Source organism: Proteus sp. TJ1640 (assembly GCF_003144445.1).
Classification (GTDB): Bacteria; Pseudomonadota; Gammaproteobacteria; order Enterobacterales; family Enterobacteriaceae; genus Proteus; species Proteus penneri.
In genome coordinates, this window is sequence record NZ_PENY01000027.1 from 290,836 (window position 1) to 308,561 (window position 17,726).

Below are 17,726 nucleotides of genomic sequence, written 5' to 3' on the forward strand. Positions count from 1 at the left end.
CACTACTTTACAATAAAGAATGCAAAACGATTGAGAATTTCTGCAACCAGTATTGTTGCGCTACTTGCTAACACCATACGCAATCCTGAAGTAAATACAGCATTACGATATTTCCATACGCTGTATCCCATCATTAACATACCAAGAATTGACAAAATCCATGCAGATATTCTTAATCCGAATGTTTCATTATACGCAATGATAGGCGTATGAGGGAACGTTATTGCATCATTTGTTGAAATGACTGATGACATCCATTCTAAATAAAAGGGTTGTTCCGCCATACGTAATGTCACTGCAAGAAAAATAACGACTAAAGCACTAATTACAATTCTTTTTGCTAGTTCACTATTTATAAAGGCTTTAACGCGAAATGCAGTAATTAATAGCGCTATAGCTGCCCCTGTTGAAAATAGTGCGCCTATAAACATAAAGTAAGTATTAATGTGCATCCATGTCAGCATCGAAGTATTGTAATACAATGATGCCATACAAATTATGTCAATGATGCCAAGCAAACCAATAACCGCTAATAAAGTTTTGTTCATGTGCCCTTTAATCAAAACCACTAAGGTATAAAGGCATAACGCACCAAGATAAACGGCAGCAAATATGATTTCACGACTCAACCATGATGAAGAAATATGGCGTAATGCATGAAAAGCATTCCATGGATATCCCATATGTAGTGTTGATGCTAATAATCCTAAACATCCTAAAATAGCGGCAGTTAATAACACGGGTCGCATAGCAACCGTAGCTCTTTGATTACCAATCTCTTTTTCTAACCAACAAAAATAAAGAGCTGAAAAAAGTGTTACGCCAACAGAACTCTGGACGAATAAAGTAAAGGTCACTAATGGCCATTCATTCATGCTTGAACTCCTCCCTTTTTCGTCGCACCAGTATGAGGTTTGATAACTAAATTTGGATTTGTCATCGTAAAGTCAGGCAATCCTTGAACTTGGCTTAAATGCCCATATTTCGCTCTTAGATCTTTAATTTTTCCAAACTTAATCGCATTTAGCGGGCATGTATCAACACAAATTGGATTTTTTCCTTCTGATAGTAAATCAATACAAAAATCACATTTTGACATTTGTCCAGTCTCTTCATTCATTTGTGGTGCGCCATAAGGGCATGACCATGCGCAATAGCCACAACCTACACATTTAGAGGTATCAACACGAACAATGCCATCACCTTCACGTTTGTGCATTGCTGTTGTTGGGCAGTTTTTCACACAAACGGGCGATTCGCAGTGGTTACAAGAAATCGTTAATGTATATGCAAACACATTATTAACCAGACCTCCTTGCCCTGTTGGTGCAAAACCGCCTCCTTTTACTTCATAAATACGACGAAAACGGCGACCAACTTCTAAATTATTTTTATCTTTACATGCTACTTGGCAAGCTTTGCAACCAGAACAACGAGAGGAATCAATAAAGAAACCGAGCTGTTCATCACTTACCGGCGCATATTCTTTAAAGTCACTCATGCTTTGGTTACCTCAACTAAAACAGTTAAATGTGAATTACCATGTGCTAATGGTGTCATTCGTGTCGATGTTAAAACGTTAGGGCATCCCCCATGATCAACGCCGTTTTCATCGGGAGCCCACCAAGCACCAGCTTGTAAACCAACAACACCAGGAATAATGCGTTGTGTTACTAATGCAGGGATCTCAGTGATCCCGCGGTCGTTATAAATACGCACCATATCACCATTTTTGATACCTCTATTTTCAGCATCAATTGGATTTATCCACGCCTCTTGACGTTGAGCTTCTTGTAACCAAGGATTAGCATACTGTGTTGAGTTAGCTCGATTTTTTCCTTTCCAAGTCAACATTTGTAATGGATATTTTTCTGTTAACTTATCTTCTGGGCCTTCAATTGCTGGCACATAATGAGACAACGCCGGAATATCCGGATTATTCATGTCATAAAGACGTTTAGAAAAAATCTCAATTTTACCTGAAGGTGTTGGGAATGGATTATTCTCAAAGTCACTGATGTTTTTTTCAAAGGCAACGAAAGGTTTATCTTTAAAAAGATAACGGCGTGTTTTTTGTAACTCGTCAAAATTAGGAAAATCAGGTCTATCTTCAAAGCGTGTTTTGTTGGTATCAACAAGATGAGCAATCCACTCTTTCTCACTACGGCCTTCAGTGAACGCTTCTTTTACACCCATTTTTTCAGCAACTTCCGTAATCCACTCATAATCAGAACGGCGTTCAAAAGCGGGTTCAATAACTTTTTCAGACAGAAGAAAATAGTTACCCGTCCCCCATGTATTACCAATGTTCCAACGTTCTAGAAAACTGGTTTCAGGTAAAACAAGATCGGCATATTTTGCAGAAGGTGACAAATAGAGATCACTAACAACAATAAATTCTACTTTTGAATCATCTGCTAATAATTTTGCAGCTGCATTCACATCAGGATTTTGGTTAACTAAATAATTACCCGCTAATGAGAAGATCATTTTGATATTGGTATCGAGTTTATCAACACCTAAAAGACCATCTTCAACACGAACTTTACTTGCATCTTCAACAGCCTGCATCCAGTTCATAATAGAGATTTTAGCTTTTACTGGATTTTCGCCAATATTAGGACCACGAATAGATTGACGGTTACCAATACCACCATATCCAGCTGCCCACGCTCCTTTCTTACCAACATTTCCTGTAATGGCGGCGAGTAATGATGAGCCTCTGGCACTACGCTCACCACAAATATGACGTTGAGGCCCCCAACCTTGAATTAAGGCGGCAGGTTTTGTCATGGCATATTCACGTGCAAGTTGGCGAATAGTATTTGCAGGTACTCGAGTAATTTTTTCTGCCCATTCAGGTGTTTTTTCTATTCCGTCTTTTTTACCTGTCAAATAAGCGACCAAAGACTCATTAGCAGGAACACCTTCTGGCATATGCTCTTCATCAAAGCCAATAACATATTTATCAATAAAAGATTTGTCATGAAGATTTTCGGTGACAATGACATACATCATTGCATCCATTAAAGCATTATCGGTTGTTGGTAAAAGCGGTATCCATTGGTCAGCAAGAGATTGGGCGGTATCAGAATAACGAGGATCGACCACAATAAATTTAGTACCATTGTTTTTCATCTTTTGAAAATAATGGTTAGTATGCCCAAAAATGGTTTCATTAGGGTTATGACCCCATAAGATCACTAGTGGTGTGTCTTCAAGGGTGTCTAAAGAGCTACCTGTTTTTGCAATACCATAAGTATAAGGCGTTACTTTTAAGGTGTTACCCAAGCTAACTGAATGGTAATAAGGAAGATAGCCTCCTGTTAAATTAAAGAGTTTCTTCATCATGGTATCACCAGAGAAGATCCCCCCTGTTACTGCTGTGCTCACTGTTAAAAAACGACTTGCAGCACCATGTTTCTCCGTTAAACGTGTCACATTTTCCGCAATAAGCGTTGTTGCCTCATCCCATGAAATACGTTCAAATTTACCTTCACCACGTTTGCCGACCCTTTTCATTGGGTATTTCAATCTATCAGCATGATAAGAAAACTTGCGATAACCTCGTCCACGTACACATGCCCTCATAACAGGCATGGCTTCATCTAATTCATTATCTGGTCTCGTAGTAATACGAGTAACAATACCTTCCTTTATATGTGCACGAATATCACACTTACCACCACAGTCAAAAGTACTGCATGTAGCAACAACAGTAGAAGATTCTCCATTTATTTTTGCAATGGGTAAACTTTCATCTACATTAGCTTGTGCATTTCGTGCGAAAAATGGCACTGTCACTAATGCAGCACTTGATTGAACAAAGTGGCGACGACTTAACGACATCATCCCTTTGTTCTCCTTATTTTTTTCTATTTTTTTCATTAGCTTATCATTCTCACATAACAACTCTCATTAGTAAAAATGATAGGGTATAGTGGTAAACCATCATTGATGCACATCAATACCACTAAAGAGGTAATAGAATGTTTCAATTTTCCGCACTTCTTTGCAGTTTCCCCATCTTTTATAAGGAAAAGCTAACTCAAGGTAGCATTAAGTTGCATCAAAAATACATTAAGCTAGCTTTTCCTAATTTTTTGTTATAAAAATAACGAGTTATACATAAAAAATACAAAGATAAGATAAAGCCGTAAATAAAATGTCAATATAAAGATAGAAAATATTGAAGCACCCCTTCATTTTTGGCTTTTGACACGGATAATTTAGTAATAGCACTATGACTTCGTCAGAAAATCGAATAATATACCAATTGAGTATAGGGTTAGCGCAAATTGTTCTAAATAAACCTTTAAGCAAAACATTGTTTTTATCAAGATACATGTTTTGTTACATTCGGAATTATTTCCACACGTACCGTTATTTCCCTTACTAATTACTTCAATATGTGTTAAAATTGACGCATATCAATATTTTTATTTGTAATGAGCAAGCTTATGATCCCAGAAAAACGCGTCGTTCGCCGAATCCAATCTGGCGGTTGTGCAATCCATTGTCAAGATTGCAGTATTAGCCAGCTCTGCATCCCGTTTACTTTAAACGAGCATGAGCTTGATCAACTCGATAATATTATCGAGCGTAAAAAGCCCATCCAAAAAGGTCAAACCTTGTTTAAAGCAGGTGATGAGCTGAAATCACTTTATGCCATACGTTCCGGTACAATTAAAAGTTATACCATTACGGAAGAAGGCGACGAGCAAATAACAGGATTTCATCTTGCTGGTGATTTGGTTGGTTTTGACGCCATTATTAATACTGAACACCCAAGTTTCGCACAAGCTTTAGAAACCTCTATGGTTTGTGAAATTCCTTTCGAAACGTTGGATGACCTGTCAGGCAAAATGCCTAACTTACGTCAACAAATGATGCGCCTAATGAGTGGTGAAATCAAAGGCGACCAAGAGATGATCTTACTGTTATCGAAAAAGAATGCAGAAGAACGTCTGGCTGCTTTTATTTATAACCTCTCTCGTCGTTTCGCACAGCGTGGTTTTTCGCCTCGTGAATTCCGCTTAACCATGACTCGTGGTGATATCGGTAATTACTTAGGTTTAACCGTAGAAACGATTAGTCGCTTACTGGGTCGCTTCCAGAAAAGTGGCATGTTAAGCGTTAAAGGCAAATACATTACTATTGAAGATAGTACGTTATTAAGTGAACTAGCTGGTAAACTTCCTTCGTCAGCTGAAGTTTAATCTGTTACATTTCACTCGCTAATTTTATAACGGGGCACACAAATTTGTGCCCCGTTTTCTATTTTGTGCTATTGCATTTTATCTTCTTGGGTTATCTTTAAATTGTAGATGGATAAATCCAGCCCTAAAGAGGATATTACAATGGAAAAATATCAAAACCTTCTCGTTGTCATTGATCCTAACCAAGATGACCAACCAGCACTTCGCCGTGCTGTCTATATCGTTCAGCGTAATGGTGGGCGGATAAAAGCTTTTCTACCTGTTTATGATCTCTCTTATGACATGACAACCCTTTTATCTCCCGATGAACGTAATGCAATGCGTAAAGGTGTTATCAGCCAAAAGGCAGCTTGGATCAAACAACAAGCACGCTATTACCTTGAAGCTGGCATAGAGATTGATATAAAAGTCATTTGGCATAATCGCCCTTATGAGGCAATTATTGAAGAAGTCGTTGCACATCAACATGACTTGCTAATTAAAATGGCTCACCAACATGACAAATTAGGTTCGCTTATTTTTACCCCCCTTGACTGGCAACTGCTTAGAAAATGCCCTTGCCCTGTTTGGATGGTCAAAGATAAAGAGTGGCCTGAATATGGCACAATTGTCGTGGCAGCCAATTTATCAAATGAAGAATCGTATCATGATGCACTTAACTTAAAACTGATTGAATTGACAACTGATTTGTCTCATCGCATACAAAAAGATCCTGATGTTCATCTACTCAGCGCTTACCCTGTTGCACCTATCAATATAGCGATTGAGTTACCTGATTTTGATCCTAATCTTTATAACAATGCACTTCGTGGTCAGCATCTTATTGCGATGAAAGAACTTCGTCAGAAATTCGGCATCCCTGAAGAAAAGACACATGTTAAAGAAGGATTACCAGAACAAGTTATTCCTCAAGTTTGTGAAGAGTTAAATGCGGGTATTGTTGTTTTAGGTATTTTAGGAAGAACGGGTCTTTCAGCGGCTTTCTTAGGGAATACCGCAGAACAACTGATAGACCATATCAAATGTGATTTATTGGCCATTAAACCTGATGGTTTTACCTGCCCTATTACTGTTGATAGTGATCACGATTAAACTTATTACTCTGTATACTAAAAAAGCCAGTCAAATTTTGACTGGCTTTTTGCTATTCGCTATCTGTATCTATTACAGCTACAGCGCTTTTAAAATTGCATCCACGCTGGCTTTAGCATCGCCAAACAACATTTGTGTATTCTCTTTAAAGAATAGTGGATTTTGAACACCTGCATAACCTGTATTCATTGAGCGTTTAAACACAATAACATTCTGCGCTTTCCACACTTCTAATACTGGCATGCCTGCAATTGGGCTATTTGGATCATCTTGTGCTGCTGGGTTTACTGTATCATTAGCGCCAATAACCAAAACCGTATCAGTGTCGGAGAAATCATCATTGATTTCATCCATTTCTAATACAACATCATAAGGCACTTTAGCTTCTGCTAACAACACATTCATATGGCCCGGTAAACGCCCTGCTACTGGGTGAATACCAAAACGCACTTTCACACCACGTTGACGTAATTTTTCCGTAATATCATGCACAGGGTATTGTGCTTGAGCAACCGCCATTCCATAACCTGGTGTAATAATAACCGAGGTTGAGTTTTTCAACATATCAGCCACTTCTTCAGCGGTTGTTTCGCGGTACTCCCCCATTTCACCTTCTTCTGTTGAAGCTGAGCCATCAGTACCAAATCCGCCTGCTATTACGCTAATAAAAGAACGATTCATCGCCTTACACATAATATAAGAAAGGATAGCACCTGAAGAACCCACTAATGCACCTGTTACAATTAACAAGTCATTGCTCAACATAAAGCCTGCTGCCGCTGCTGCCCATCCTGAATAAGAGTTCAGCATCGAGACAACCACTGGCATATCTGCACCACCAATCGATGCAACTAAATGCCAACCAAAAGCCAAGGCAATTACGGTCATGACAATGATTAAGAAAACTTGTAAACCAATACTGTCAGTTTTAACAAACCAAACCATCAATAAAAAAGAAACAACCAAAGCTGCAAGGTTTAATTTATGACGATTAGGTAACATCATCGGTTTAGATGACATTTTCCCGCTTAATTTACCATAAGCGACAATTGAACCAGTAAATGTAACCGCACCAATGAAGATCCCTAAAAAAACTTCTGTTAGGTGAATATTCACCATGACAGGATCCATTGCCGTATTGTGGTCAAGATAACTGTTAAAACCCACTAAAACCGCCGCTAAACCTACAAAGCTATGTAAGATTGCGACCAATTCTGGCATTTGAGTCATTTCGACTTTTTTAGCTAAACGAATACCAATAACGGCACCGATTACCATTGCAATAATGATCCAACCCACATTACCAGCATAAGGACCGAAAATGGTTGCGAACAATGCAATTGCCATCCCTGCGATACCAAAATAGTTACCTTGTTTAGAGGTTTCATGTTTTGATAAGCCGGCAAGGCTGAAAATAAATAATATCGCGGCGACAATATATGCCGCTGTAACAACGCCGCTGGACATAATTGTCTCCCTTATCCTTTACGGAACATTTTCAACATACGTTGAGTAACAGTAAATCCACCAAAAATATTAATACTCGCAATCAATATCGCAATAAACGAAAATAGGCTGACCCAGCCACCACTACCAATTTGGAGCAAAGCCCCAACAACGATAATGCCTGAGATTGCGTTTGTCACTGACATTAATGGCGTATGCAATGAATGACTTACATTCCAAACAACGTAATACCCTACAACACAAGAAAGTGCGAATACAGTAAAGTGAGATAAAAACTCTTTCGGTGCAACATTTGCAAGCCATGCAAATAATAAGAAGGCTACCGCTAATAAACTGTATTTTTTCCAAGATGAAACAGGTTTAGCAACGGGTTTCTCTTGTGGTTTTGTAGCAGGAGTGGCTTTAGGTTGTGCAGAAACTTGAATAGGTGGCGCTGGCCATGTTACTTCACCAGCACGAATAACAGTCACTCCTCTAATAACAACATCATCAAAGTCAATATTGATATTGCCGTCTTTTTCTTTACACAATAATTTCAATAGGTTAACTAAGTTAGTGCCATAGAGTTGAGATGACTGTGCAGGCAAACGAGCGGCTAAGTCAGTGTAACCAATGATTTTTACGCCGTGTTCTGTCGTAAAGATTTTATTAGGAACGGTATATTCACAGTTACCACCATTTTGAGCCGCAAGGTCGACGACAACACTTCCCGGCTTCATTGAATCAACCATCTCTTTCGTAATTAAACGAGGGGCGGGTTTTCCTGGAATTAATGCGGTTGTAATGATGATATCAACATCTTTTGCTTGTTCTGCAAATAATGCCATTTCAGCATCAATAAATGCTTTTGACATTACTTTAGCATAACCATCACCACTGCCCGCTTCTTCTTTAAAATCAAGTTCAAGGAATTCAGCACCCATACTTTGAACTTGCTCTTTAACTTCAGGGCGAGTATCAAAAGCACGAACAATAGCACCAAGACTACCTGCGGCACCGATAGCAGCAAGACCAGCAACACCCGCACCAATGACCATCACTTTAGCTGGTGGTACTTTACCAGCAGCAGTAATTTGTCCGGTAAAGAATCTTCCGAATTCATGTGCAGCTTCTACAACAGCACGGTAACCTGCAATGTTTGCCATAGAACTTAACGCATCGAGAGATTGTGCACGAGAAATACGTGGCACACTATCCATTGCCATAACGTTAATATTCTTTTTAGCCAACTTTTCAAGCAATGTCGCATTTTGAGCTGGCCAAATAAAGCTCACCAATGTCGCGCCATCTTGTAGTAACTCAATTTCATTATCCAGTGGTGCATTTACCTTTAAAATAATGTCTGATTGCCAAACATTTTGAAGGTCGAGGATCTCAGCGCCAGCTTCCTGATAAGCGTTATCTTCAAAACTTGAAGCAATACCAGCACCATTTTCAATTGCGACTGTAAATCCTAATTTTATGAGTTGAGTTACTGTGGCAGGTGTTGCCGCAACCCTTGTTTCATTAGAAAGTCGCTCTTTGGGTATACCAATTCGCATAATTTTCCCTTCTTATCCATAGAGATCTGTTAAAATTTCTCCATTAACTTCACATTCATGCAAAAAAAATGTTAAAAATAATAATATGCATGCCATTAATCGGAGCTCTAATAACCTACTGAAAATAAAACCAATAATCTATATCTGTGTAAAGCTAAAATTGAACTTAATTGGATCATTTTAGTCGAAAAGGCATATTTATGAATTATTCACTATATTCAGGTAAATATCTGGTAACATATACTGGTCATTTGACTCTTTGGTGATTCACTAAATAAAATAATGCGACAAATGCTATTATTACATGTAATAATTAATCTCTATGTGATAAACCACTACGTTCAGCACATGACCAATATTAATTGCGCAAGGCGGAAGGATTTTGTATGAAGCTGAAAACCTCAGTCATCGCAGCAGCGATGTTGTCTTTAACTAATATCACTGTTGCGCAGGCTGCTCAGGAATTAACACCCGAACAAGCTGCAGAACTAAAACCATTTGAGAGAATTACAGTTATCGGTCGTTTTAACGCTATTTATGAAGCCGCTGACGCGGTCTCTCGTCGTGCGGATAAAGTCGGTGCTGATGGTTTCTATATTCAAGGTCTAGATGATATCAGTGATAGTGGCAACATGAGTGTTACTGCTGATCTATACCATAAAGATGCACCAAAAGCAGAAGAAGAAAGCTATCGTGTTTTTCATGGCGTAACTGAATTACCAAAACCTGAAGCAATTCTGTTACAACCCTTTGATACTGTTTCTATCCGTGGTTATTTCCCAACAACACCTGATATTAACGATGCAATTGCAAAAGCGGCTGCTAAAAAAGGTGCTGCATCATTCTTTATTGTACGTAATGTATCGACAAATGATGGTGGCAACCAAGAAGTTACCGCTTATATCTACAAAAAAGATGCACCTAAACGCGCTATTCAAGCACCAGAAGCGGTTGTTCCCTATGATTCTGATGCTGGTCGCGCTCTTATTGCAGAAGGCGGAGCTGCTGCCAATAAAGTTGAGAAGCCAGGTCTTGCATCAAACACTGATTTTGATAGAAGCGTAGGTACATTTGCTGAGACACAAACTTCGGGTGCAAGTGGTCGTTACACTGTAACATTACCTGATGGCACTGAAATCCAAGAAGTCAATAAAGCAGCCGCTGCGTTAATGGATCCTTTTGATACCATTACCTTTAGCGGATACTTTGTAAACTCACCAGAAATTTCTTATCAGGTTGCTAAACGTGCTGCCGCAAAAGGTGCCAAGTATTACCATATTACAAATGAATGGCAAAGTGATGGTGGTACAGTCACTATTACTGCTGACCTATTTAAGTAATAAAATGCCCTAATTAAAAAAACCTTGCTTATGCAAGGTTTTTTTTACTCAAAATATAATCAAACAAACTACATTTTGTAAAAGTGCATAATTTTTATGATTTAATGCATAGACAACCAAGTTAACTCTCCGTAAAATCTCGCTGTTTTTTAGTGTTTTTATCTTTATTTAAATTTGAGATATTCATATTTATTCTATTTATTGACCGAAAAACAAGAAAATACGCTATTTATTTACAATTTTAATCACGTAGGTAATTATCCTTGAATAAGAAACTTGGCTTAATATCACTCACCGCGTTAGTATTAAGCTCAATGGTTGGTGCAGGTGTATTCAGTTTGCCTCAAAATATGGCTGAAGTTGCTAGCCCTGCTGCATTGATTATTGGCTGGGTAATAACGGGTGTTGGGATCCTCTTTCTTGCCACGTCTTTATTGCTTCTCTCTCGCCTTAGACCTGATCTTGATGGTGGTATTTTCACTTACGCTAAAGAAGGATTTGGTGAGTTTATTGGTTTTTGTTCTGCATGGGGTTATTGGGTCTGTGCAGTTGTCGCTAATGTTTCTTATCTTGTTATTGTCTTTGCTGCCGTTAGTTTTTTTACAGATACACCAGAGAACGTTATTTTTGGTGATGGGAATACATGGCAGGCATTAATTGGAGAATCAATTTTACTTTGGGTTGTCCATTTTCTTGTTTTACGTGGTGTTCAAACTGCAGCCAGCATTAATTTAATGGCGACAATGGCAAAACTCCTTCCTTTAGGATTATTTATTATTGTTGCTCTATTGGCTTTCAATATGGATATATTTACTCTTGATTTTAAAGGTGTAAATATGGGAGTCCCCGTTTGGGACCAAGTCAAAAATACCATGCTGATTACACTGTGGGTATTTATTGGTATTGAAGGTGCAGTCGTAGTCTCCGCAAGAGCCAAAAATCGTCGTGATGTTGGCTTAGCAACAGTACTTGCCGTTGTTATCGCATTAATTATCTATATTCTTGTCACTTTATTATCGCAAGGTTTAGTTAGCCAAGCAGAATTAGCAACGATGAAAAACCCATCAATGGCGCCGTTACTGGTTCAGCTTATTGGTAGCATAGGCGAGATAATTATCGCAGCAGGTCTTATTCTCTCTGTATGTGGTGCTTATTTAAGCTGGACTATCATGGCGGCAGAAGTGCCGTATATTGCTGCTTTGCATCACTCATTCCCTAAACAATTAGGAAAACAGAATAAAAATGATGCTCCTTCATCTTCATTATGGTTTACCAATTGTGCTGTCCAATTCTCTTTAGTTTTAATTTGGTTGACAGGAAGTAACTACAATACATTACTGACTATTGCATCAGAGATGATCCTTGTCCCTTACTTTCTTGTCGGTGCATTTTTATTTAAAGTCGCAATCGCACGCAGCAGTCGTGCTTTATTATTAATAGCTATACCTGCAAGTTTATATGGTTTATGGCTACTTTATGCATCAGGTGTTATTAATTTATTGCTCTCTGTCGTTTTGTATGCACCAGGTATTCTGATATTTCTATACACACGAAAACAATATAAAGACAAAAATCCGCTATTATTGAGTGAAAAGATCCTGTTAGCTCTTGTCTTATTTGGCGCTATTCCTGCATTAGGTTACTTAATTATTTACTAAAAACAATCTGAGAGGTACTAGAGAAACAGTACCTCTCCTACTCTTATCATTCTTTACTTCCCAAGATCCCACCTAAATCAAATTTTTTCTGCTAAGCTGTTATTTTTAATACAGTTGGTTAGGTACTTAAAAAGTATGGAATACATAGTATGTTGTAACTAATTCGTAGGTAATTATTAATTAGCTAGATAATAAAAAACCCACAGGAAGTATAAAGTTCCCGTGGGCCTAAAAACATCTCACTATTAAATTAGTTAAAACTCATTTGTTCCATTGCCTGCAATATACGTTTATCTGATATTGGATATGGTGTACCTATCTGCTGAGCAAACAGACTTACTCTAAGTTCCTCTATCATCCAACGAATATTTTGCACTTCTTCTTGCTGTTTTTGTTTCTCTGATAACTTACCTAACCACTGTTGCCATTGTTGAATAACATTTTCAACTCGACTCATTTGAGCGCGATCACGGTTAGGATCAATGGCCAATTTTTCCATTCGTTTTTCAATTGCACTCAAATAACGAGGAATATCCGCCAGACGTTTCCATCCATGCGAGGTAACAAAACCAGGAAAAACTAATTGACCAAGTTGAGCTTTAATATCAGATAATGCAAAAGCAACGCTAATATCCACCCGCCCTTTTAAACGTTTATTGATAGCAAACACTTGAGTTAAAATCGCTTCAACTTGTTTTGCTATTTCAACCACTGCATCATTTAATTCAGATCTGACATATTCTTGCAGTTTTTGATATTCATCTTCTTGCCAAATTAAACCACCATAAGACGCCATTAATTTATCAACGCCACAAGCAATACAATCATCAATTAGCTCTAATACTTTGCCATAAGGGTTAAAGTAAAGACCAAGTTTTGCTTTATTCGGTAATTTCTCATGTAGATATTTTATCGGTGATGGAATATTTAATAATAGTAATCGCCTTACCCCTTCCCACATCGAAAATTGTTGTTCAGATTCTGTTTCAAAAAGCTTAATGCTTACACTGTTTTTTTCATCAACCAGTGCCGGATAAGCCTTCACTGAATAGCCACCTCGTTTCTGCTCATAACGCTGAGGTAAATCACCAAAACTCCAAATATGTAAACCATGTTGTTCAATACCATCATCAGCTACTGCTGATAATGTTTCTTGCACTTTTTCCTTTAAATTCTCTTTTAATTTATTGAGATCTTTACTTTCTGCCAGCGTTTTATTTTTATCACCAACAACACGGAATGTCATTTTTAAGTGATCAGCAACTTGGTCAAGTTGCCAACTCTCTCTATCAACCGACACTCCCGTCATACGACGTAATTCTTTTTCAAGTCTATCGAGTAAATTGCCTTCAACTTGGGGTACTCGCTCTAAAAAAGCAGAAGCATAGTTAGGTGCCGGTACAAAATTACGACGGATAGGTTTTGGTAATGACTTAATTAAGGCCACAATCAATTCATGACGAATACCTGGAATTTGCCAATCAAAGCCTTCGTCTTTTACCTGATTTAAAATAGGTAATGGTATATGAACAGTGACACCATCAGCCGCAGTACCCGGCTCAAATTGATAGGTTAAACGTAATTTTAGATTATCTTGATGCCAATAATTTGGATAATCTAATGCGCTAACACGTTTAGCATCATCTTTAATAAGCATACTTTTTTCAAAGTTAAGCAGATCAGGTGATGCTCTTTGAGCCTCTTTCCACCATTTATCAAAATGTCGAGACGAAACAACATCCTGAGGTATTCGTTGATCGTAGAAAGTAAACATTGTTTCATCATCAACAAGAATATCTCGACGACGAGATTTATGCTCTAATTCTTCAACTTCTGTTCGTAATTTTAAATTGTCACGGAAAAATGCATGACGAGTCTGCCAATCTCCCTCCACTAACGCATGTCGGATAAAAAGCTCACGACATAAGAGCGGATCAATTTGGCTGTAATTGATAGGTCGAGAAGCAACAATTGGTAAACCATACAAGGTCACTTTTTCATTTGCCATTACAGCGCCTTGCGCTTTTGACCAATGAGGTTCGCTATACTGATGTTTCACCAAATGTTCAGCAATAGGTTCAATCCACTCAGGTTCAATCCGAGCTGCAATTCTCCCCCATAAACGAGATGTTTCAACGAGCTCCGCCACCATTGTCCATTTAGGTGGTTTTTTGAATAGACCTGAGCCTGGATAAATAGAAAAACGAGCATTTCTTGCACCCGTGAACTCTTGTTTATCCGCATCTTTTTGTCCAATATGCGACAATAAACCGCTTAGGAGTGCAACATGAACACTTCTAAAATCAGCTGGCTCACTATTGACAGGAAAACCTAATTCTTTCACAACTTGTCGTAATTGCGTATAAACATCTTGCCACTCTCGAACACGCATAAAATTTAAAAACTCTTGGCGACACAGTTTTCTAAACTGAGAATGACTCAATTCTTTTTGTTGAGTTTTTAAATAATCCCACATGTTTAAAAAAGACAAGAAATCAGAATCTTTATTCTGGAATCGCCGATGTTTCTCATCAGAAGCTTGTTGTTTATCCATCGGTCTTTCACGAGGATCTTGAATTGAAAGTGCGGAAGTAATGACCATCAATTCTTTAACAGCACCATATTTACGCGCTTCAAGTACCATTCTTGCTAAACGAGGATCAATAGGAAGTTGTGCAAGTTGTTTTCCCATAGGGGTTAAACGATAAGCACCTTTATTATCTGTTCCCTCTTGTAATGCACCTAGCTCTTCTAATAAACGAACACCATCTTGAATATTACGTTTATCAGGTGGCTGTACAAATGGAAAAGCACTAATATCACCTAACCCTATCGACGTCATTTGCAAAATAACAGATGCAAGGTTGGTTCTTAATATTTCAGGATCAGTAAATTCAGAACGAGAAATAAAATCATCTTCTGAATAAAGGCGAATACAAATACCATCAGAAACACGTCCACAACGCCCTTTTCTTTGATTTGCTGACGCTTGTGAAATAGGCTCTATTGGCAGTCGTTGTACTTTAGTACGATAACTATAACGACTAATACGTGCAAAACCGGTATCAATAACGTATTTAATACCCGGTACAGTTAATGAAGTTTCAGCAACATTAGTTGCTAAAATAATACGCCTACCACTATGAGGATGAAAAATTCGATTTTGTTCACTATTAGATAAACGAGCGAATAAAGGCAATACTTCAGTATGACGAAGTTGTAGTTTATTCAGAGCATCAGCAGTATCGCGAATTTCTCGCTCACCACTCATAAAAATAAGAATATCACCCGCACTTTCTCTGCTTAATTCATCAATAGCATCGATAATCCCATCTGTCATATCCTTATCGCTATCCAGTTCATCTCCACCAATTGGGCGATATCTCACTTCAACAGGATAAGTTCTACCAGAAACTTCAATAATTGGAGCTTGACTAAAGTGTTTAGAAAAGCGCTCAGGATCAATGGTTGCTGACGTAATAATGACTTTTAAATCAGGACGTTTAGGTAATAGCTGTTTTAAATAGCCAAGAATAAAGTCAATATTTAAACTACGCTCATGGGCTTCATCAATAATGATAGTGTCATATTGTAGTAATAGTTTATCTTGTTGCAATTCAGCTAATAAAATACCATCTGTCATAAGCTTAACGAGGGTATTATCACCGACATGATCACTAAAACGAACCTTATAACCGACAGCTCCTCCTAGCGTGCTTTTTAATTCATGAGCGATACGTTCAGCCACTGAACGTGCAGCTAAACGACGAGGCTGAGTATGTCCAATAAAACCCTTGATCCCCCGTCCTAACTCAAGACAAATTTTAGGGATTTGTGTTGTTTTACCTGAGCCGGTTTCCCCTGCAATAATAACGACTTGGTTATCTCTTATTGCATTATAAATAGCGCCTTTCTTTTGGCTAACAGGAAGATTTTCTGGATAAGTAATTTCAGGACAATTAGCACGACGGTGAATTATCATCTGTTGTGCTGTGGTAATATTGTCTTTAATTGCACTTAATACCGCTTGTTTAGACTCTTCATTATTAATTTTAGCGACGCCACGTAGACGTTTTTTTAATCGTTGCTGATCCCGCAACGAAAGTTGCTCTATTTCTTTGTAGAGCACCGCAGATGATAATGCCACCTTTTGCTATCCTTTTTGAGGTTTATTTAACCAAATAATATTGTAGTTATGATATCACAACAGCCAATTTGCACATAAAGGGTTGATGAATTTTCTTATTACATAAATGTATATAATCAATAAATTTGAATAGCATATTTGAACGATTAACCAACCATGGCAGTTTTTATAAAGAACAACCTTCTGATCTGATTGTTCCTTTCCTAACACTGTTTTTATTATTTATTGATATTAATAATGTACAATTTATTTTAATCGAAGGTGCTGTTATCGGCGAAAAATATGCACAACCGTCACATAATTAAGAAGAAAAATAAATTCGCTTAATTATTAATAAAGAAATAATGATAAAATAAAGCTATATTTATTAGTATTCTTGATCAAGGTGCTATTTATTTATAAATACAATTATAAAAAAAACACCTCTACTTTTTTTTAAAAAAATCCTCAACAGATAAATCCTTCACGCCTTACCTATACTTCGAAATTTAAATCTAAGTCACCTATCATAGAAAGTATTCTTTGCTAATTATTTAATAAAACAATATTAATTATAATTACATATAACTTGCCAAATTTTACGTAAATAAATATTATTATCTCGCTCTTAATTATGAGCAAACTTGTAACTAATTTTAATATTTAAATGGACTTTAAAATGAAAAAATCATTATTTTCACTGTTAATTCTGTCTACTCTTTCTTTATCAACACAAGCTATTGCACAAGAGATTACCCTTGGTAGTCAAAATATAACTATCAGCGGCAGAGTCCTTCAAGATAACCTAACTTGTACCGTTGAACCTATTGCTGCAATTCAATTACAGAATGCTTACATTAATTCTTTTGAAAATACTCCTGAGAAACAGTTTAATGTAAATTTTACTGGCTGTTCTAATATAGATATACCTAAAAAAGTTAAAGTAGTTATTGCAAGACAAGCCAGTACTCATTTAGTGAATAGTGGTGAGAAAGTAAATGATACCAATGCTCGAGTAGCATTATTAAATGTTGAAGGTGAAACCATTCCACTTAATGGTAATAATGAACAACGTACATTTACTTCGGATGTTGTCGGTGATAATGGTAGCTTAGTATTTTCATTAAAATATGATAAACCAGAATCGGTGGATGATGCTATTACCGCAGGTGCTTTCAATGCTAGCTTATCTCTTGATGCTTATGTCACTGATGATATCCACTAAAAAAGGCCAAAATTAAATATAATTCTGCTTTAATTATTAACTAAATAAAAAGCCGGGG

General features: G+C 37.4%; 12 protein-coding genes. 6 read left to right on the forward strand and 6 right to left on the reverse strand.

The window, feature by feature from the left end:
* Nucleotides 1–2: 2 nt before the first annotated feature.
* The 3 genes from DK861_RS13700 to DK861_RS13710 are packed head-to-tail and all read right to left on the reverse strand — an operon-like array spanning nucleotide 3 to nucleotide 3,888.
* Nucleotides 3–875 carry a DmsC/YnfH family molybdoenzyme membrane anchor subunit gene (locus DK861_RS13700; protein WP_109400481.1) on the reverse strand — a complete coding sequence of 291 codons (873 nt, stop codon included), beginning with the start codon at nucleotides 873–875 and terminating at the stop codon, nucleotides 3–5.
* A complete protein-coding gene (locus DK861_RS13705; protein ID WP_072063982.1) occupies nucleotides 872–1,501 on the reverse strand; it encodes a DMSO/selenate family reductase complex B subunit in 630 nt (209 codons plus the stop codon). The genes DK861_RS13700 and DK861_RS13705 overlap by 4 nt, the downstream gene beginning before the upstream one ends.
* On the reverse strand, nucleotides 1,498–3,888 hold the full coding sequence (locus DK861_RS13710; RefSeq protein ID WP_109400482.1) for a DMSO/selenate family reductase complex A subunit: 2,391 nt from the start codon (nucleotides 3,886–3,888) through the stop codon (nucleotides 1,498–1,500). The genes DK861_RS13705 and DK861_RS13710 overlap by 4 nt, the downstream gene beginning before the upstream one ends.
* Nucleotides 3,889–4,460: 572 nt before the next feature.
* Here DK861_RS13710 and DK861_RS13715 point away from each other — a divergent pair.
* Complete coding sequence (locus tag DK861_RS13715) at nucleotides 4,461–5,219, forward strand: FNR family transcription factor (RefSeq protein WP_036936742.1); 759 nt, start codon at nucleotides 4,461–4,463, stop codon at nucleotides 5,217–5,219.
* Between the two features lie 141 nt (nucleotides 5,220–5,360).
* Nucleotides 5,361–6,311, forward strand: a complete 951-nt coding sequence (uspE, locus tag DK861_RS13720; RefSeq protein ID WP_072063983.1) for a universal stress protein UspE — start codon at nucleotides 5,361–5,363, stop codon at nucleotides 6,309–6,311.
* Between the two features lie 78 nt (nucleotides 6,312–6,389).
* Here the strand turns inward: uspE and pntB are convergent, their stop codons facing one another.
* Both pntB and pntA read right to left on the reverse strand, forming a co-directional pair.
* On the reverse strand, nucleotides 6,390–7,778 hold the full coding sequence (pntB, locus tag DK861_RS13725) for a Re/Si-specific NAD(P)(+) transhydrogenase subunit beta (RefSeq protein WP_072063984.1): 1,389 nt from the start codon (nucleotides 7,776–7,778) through the stop codon (nucleotides 6,390–6,392).
* Between the two features lie 11 nt (nucleotides 7,779–7,789).
* Nucleotides 7,790–9,319, reverse strand: coding sequence for a Re/Si-specific NAD(P)(+) transhydrogenase subunit alpha (gene pntA, locus DK861_RS13730; RefSeq protein ID WP_109400483.1), 1,530 nt, complete (start codon nucleotides 9,317–9,319; stop codon nucleotides 7,790–7,792).
* Nucleotides 9,320–9,705: 386 nt separating this feature from the next.
* On the opposite strand from pntA, the gene ydgH reads away from it, so the two are divergent.
* The gene (ydgH, locus tag DK861_RS13735; RefSeq protein ID WP_006536660.1) at nucleotides 9,706–10,659 is read left to right on the forward strand and encodes a DUF1471 family protein YdgH; all 954 of its coding nucleotides are present in this window, start codon (nucleotides 9,706–9,708) and stop codon (nucleotides 10,657–10,659) included.
* A gap of 263 nt (nucleotides 10,660–10,922) precedes the next feature.
* Nucleotides 10,923–12,317: a basic amino acid/polyamine antiporter gene (locus DK861_RS13740; protein WP_109400484.1), complete on the forward strand. Its 1,395-nt coding sequence runs from the start codon at nucleotides 10,923–10,925 to the stop codon at nucleotides 12,315–12,317.
* 250 nt (nucleotides 12,318–12,567) lie between these two features.
* Here DK861_RS13740 and hrpA read toward each other — a convergent pair whose 3' ends face one another.
* Nucleotides 12,568–16,464: an ATP-dependent RNA helicase HrpA gene (gene hrpA / locus DK861_RS13745; protein WP_109400485.1), complete on the reverse strand. Its 3,897-nt coding sequence runs from the start codon at nucleotides 16,462–16,464 to the stop codon at nucleotides 12,568–12,570.
* A gap of 125 nt (nucleotides 16,465–16,589) precedes the next feature.
* Here hrpA and DK861_RS13750 point away from each other — a divergent pair, with 125 nt between their 5' ends.
* Nucleotides 16,590–16,769, forward strand: a complete 180-nt coding sequence (locus DK861_RS13750) for a hypothetical protein (protein ID WP_109400486.1) — start codon at nucleotides 16,590–16,592, stop codon at nucleotides 16,767–16,769.
* A 341-nt stretch (nucleotides 16,770–17,110) separates the two neighbouring features.
* Nucleotides 17,111–17,668, forward strand: coding sequence for a type 1 fimbrial protein (locus DK861_RS13755; protein WP_109400487.1), 558 nt, complete (start codon nucleotides 17,111–17,113; stop codon nucleotides 17,666–17,668).
* Nucleotides 17,669–17,726 lie beyond the last annotated feature (58 nt).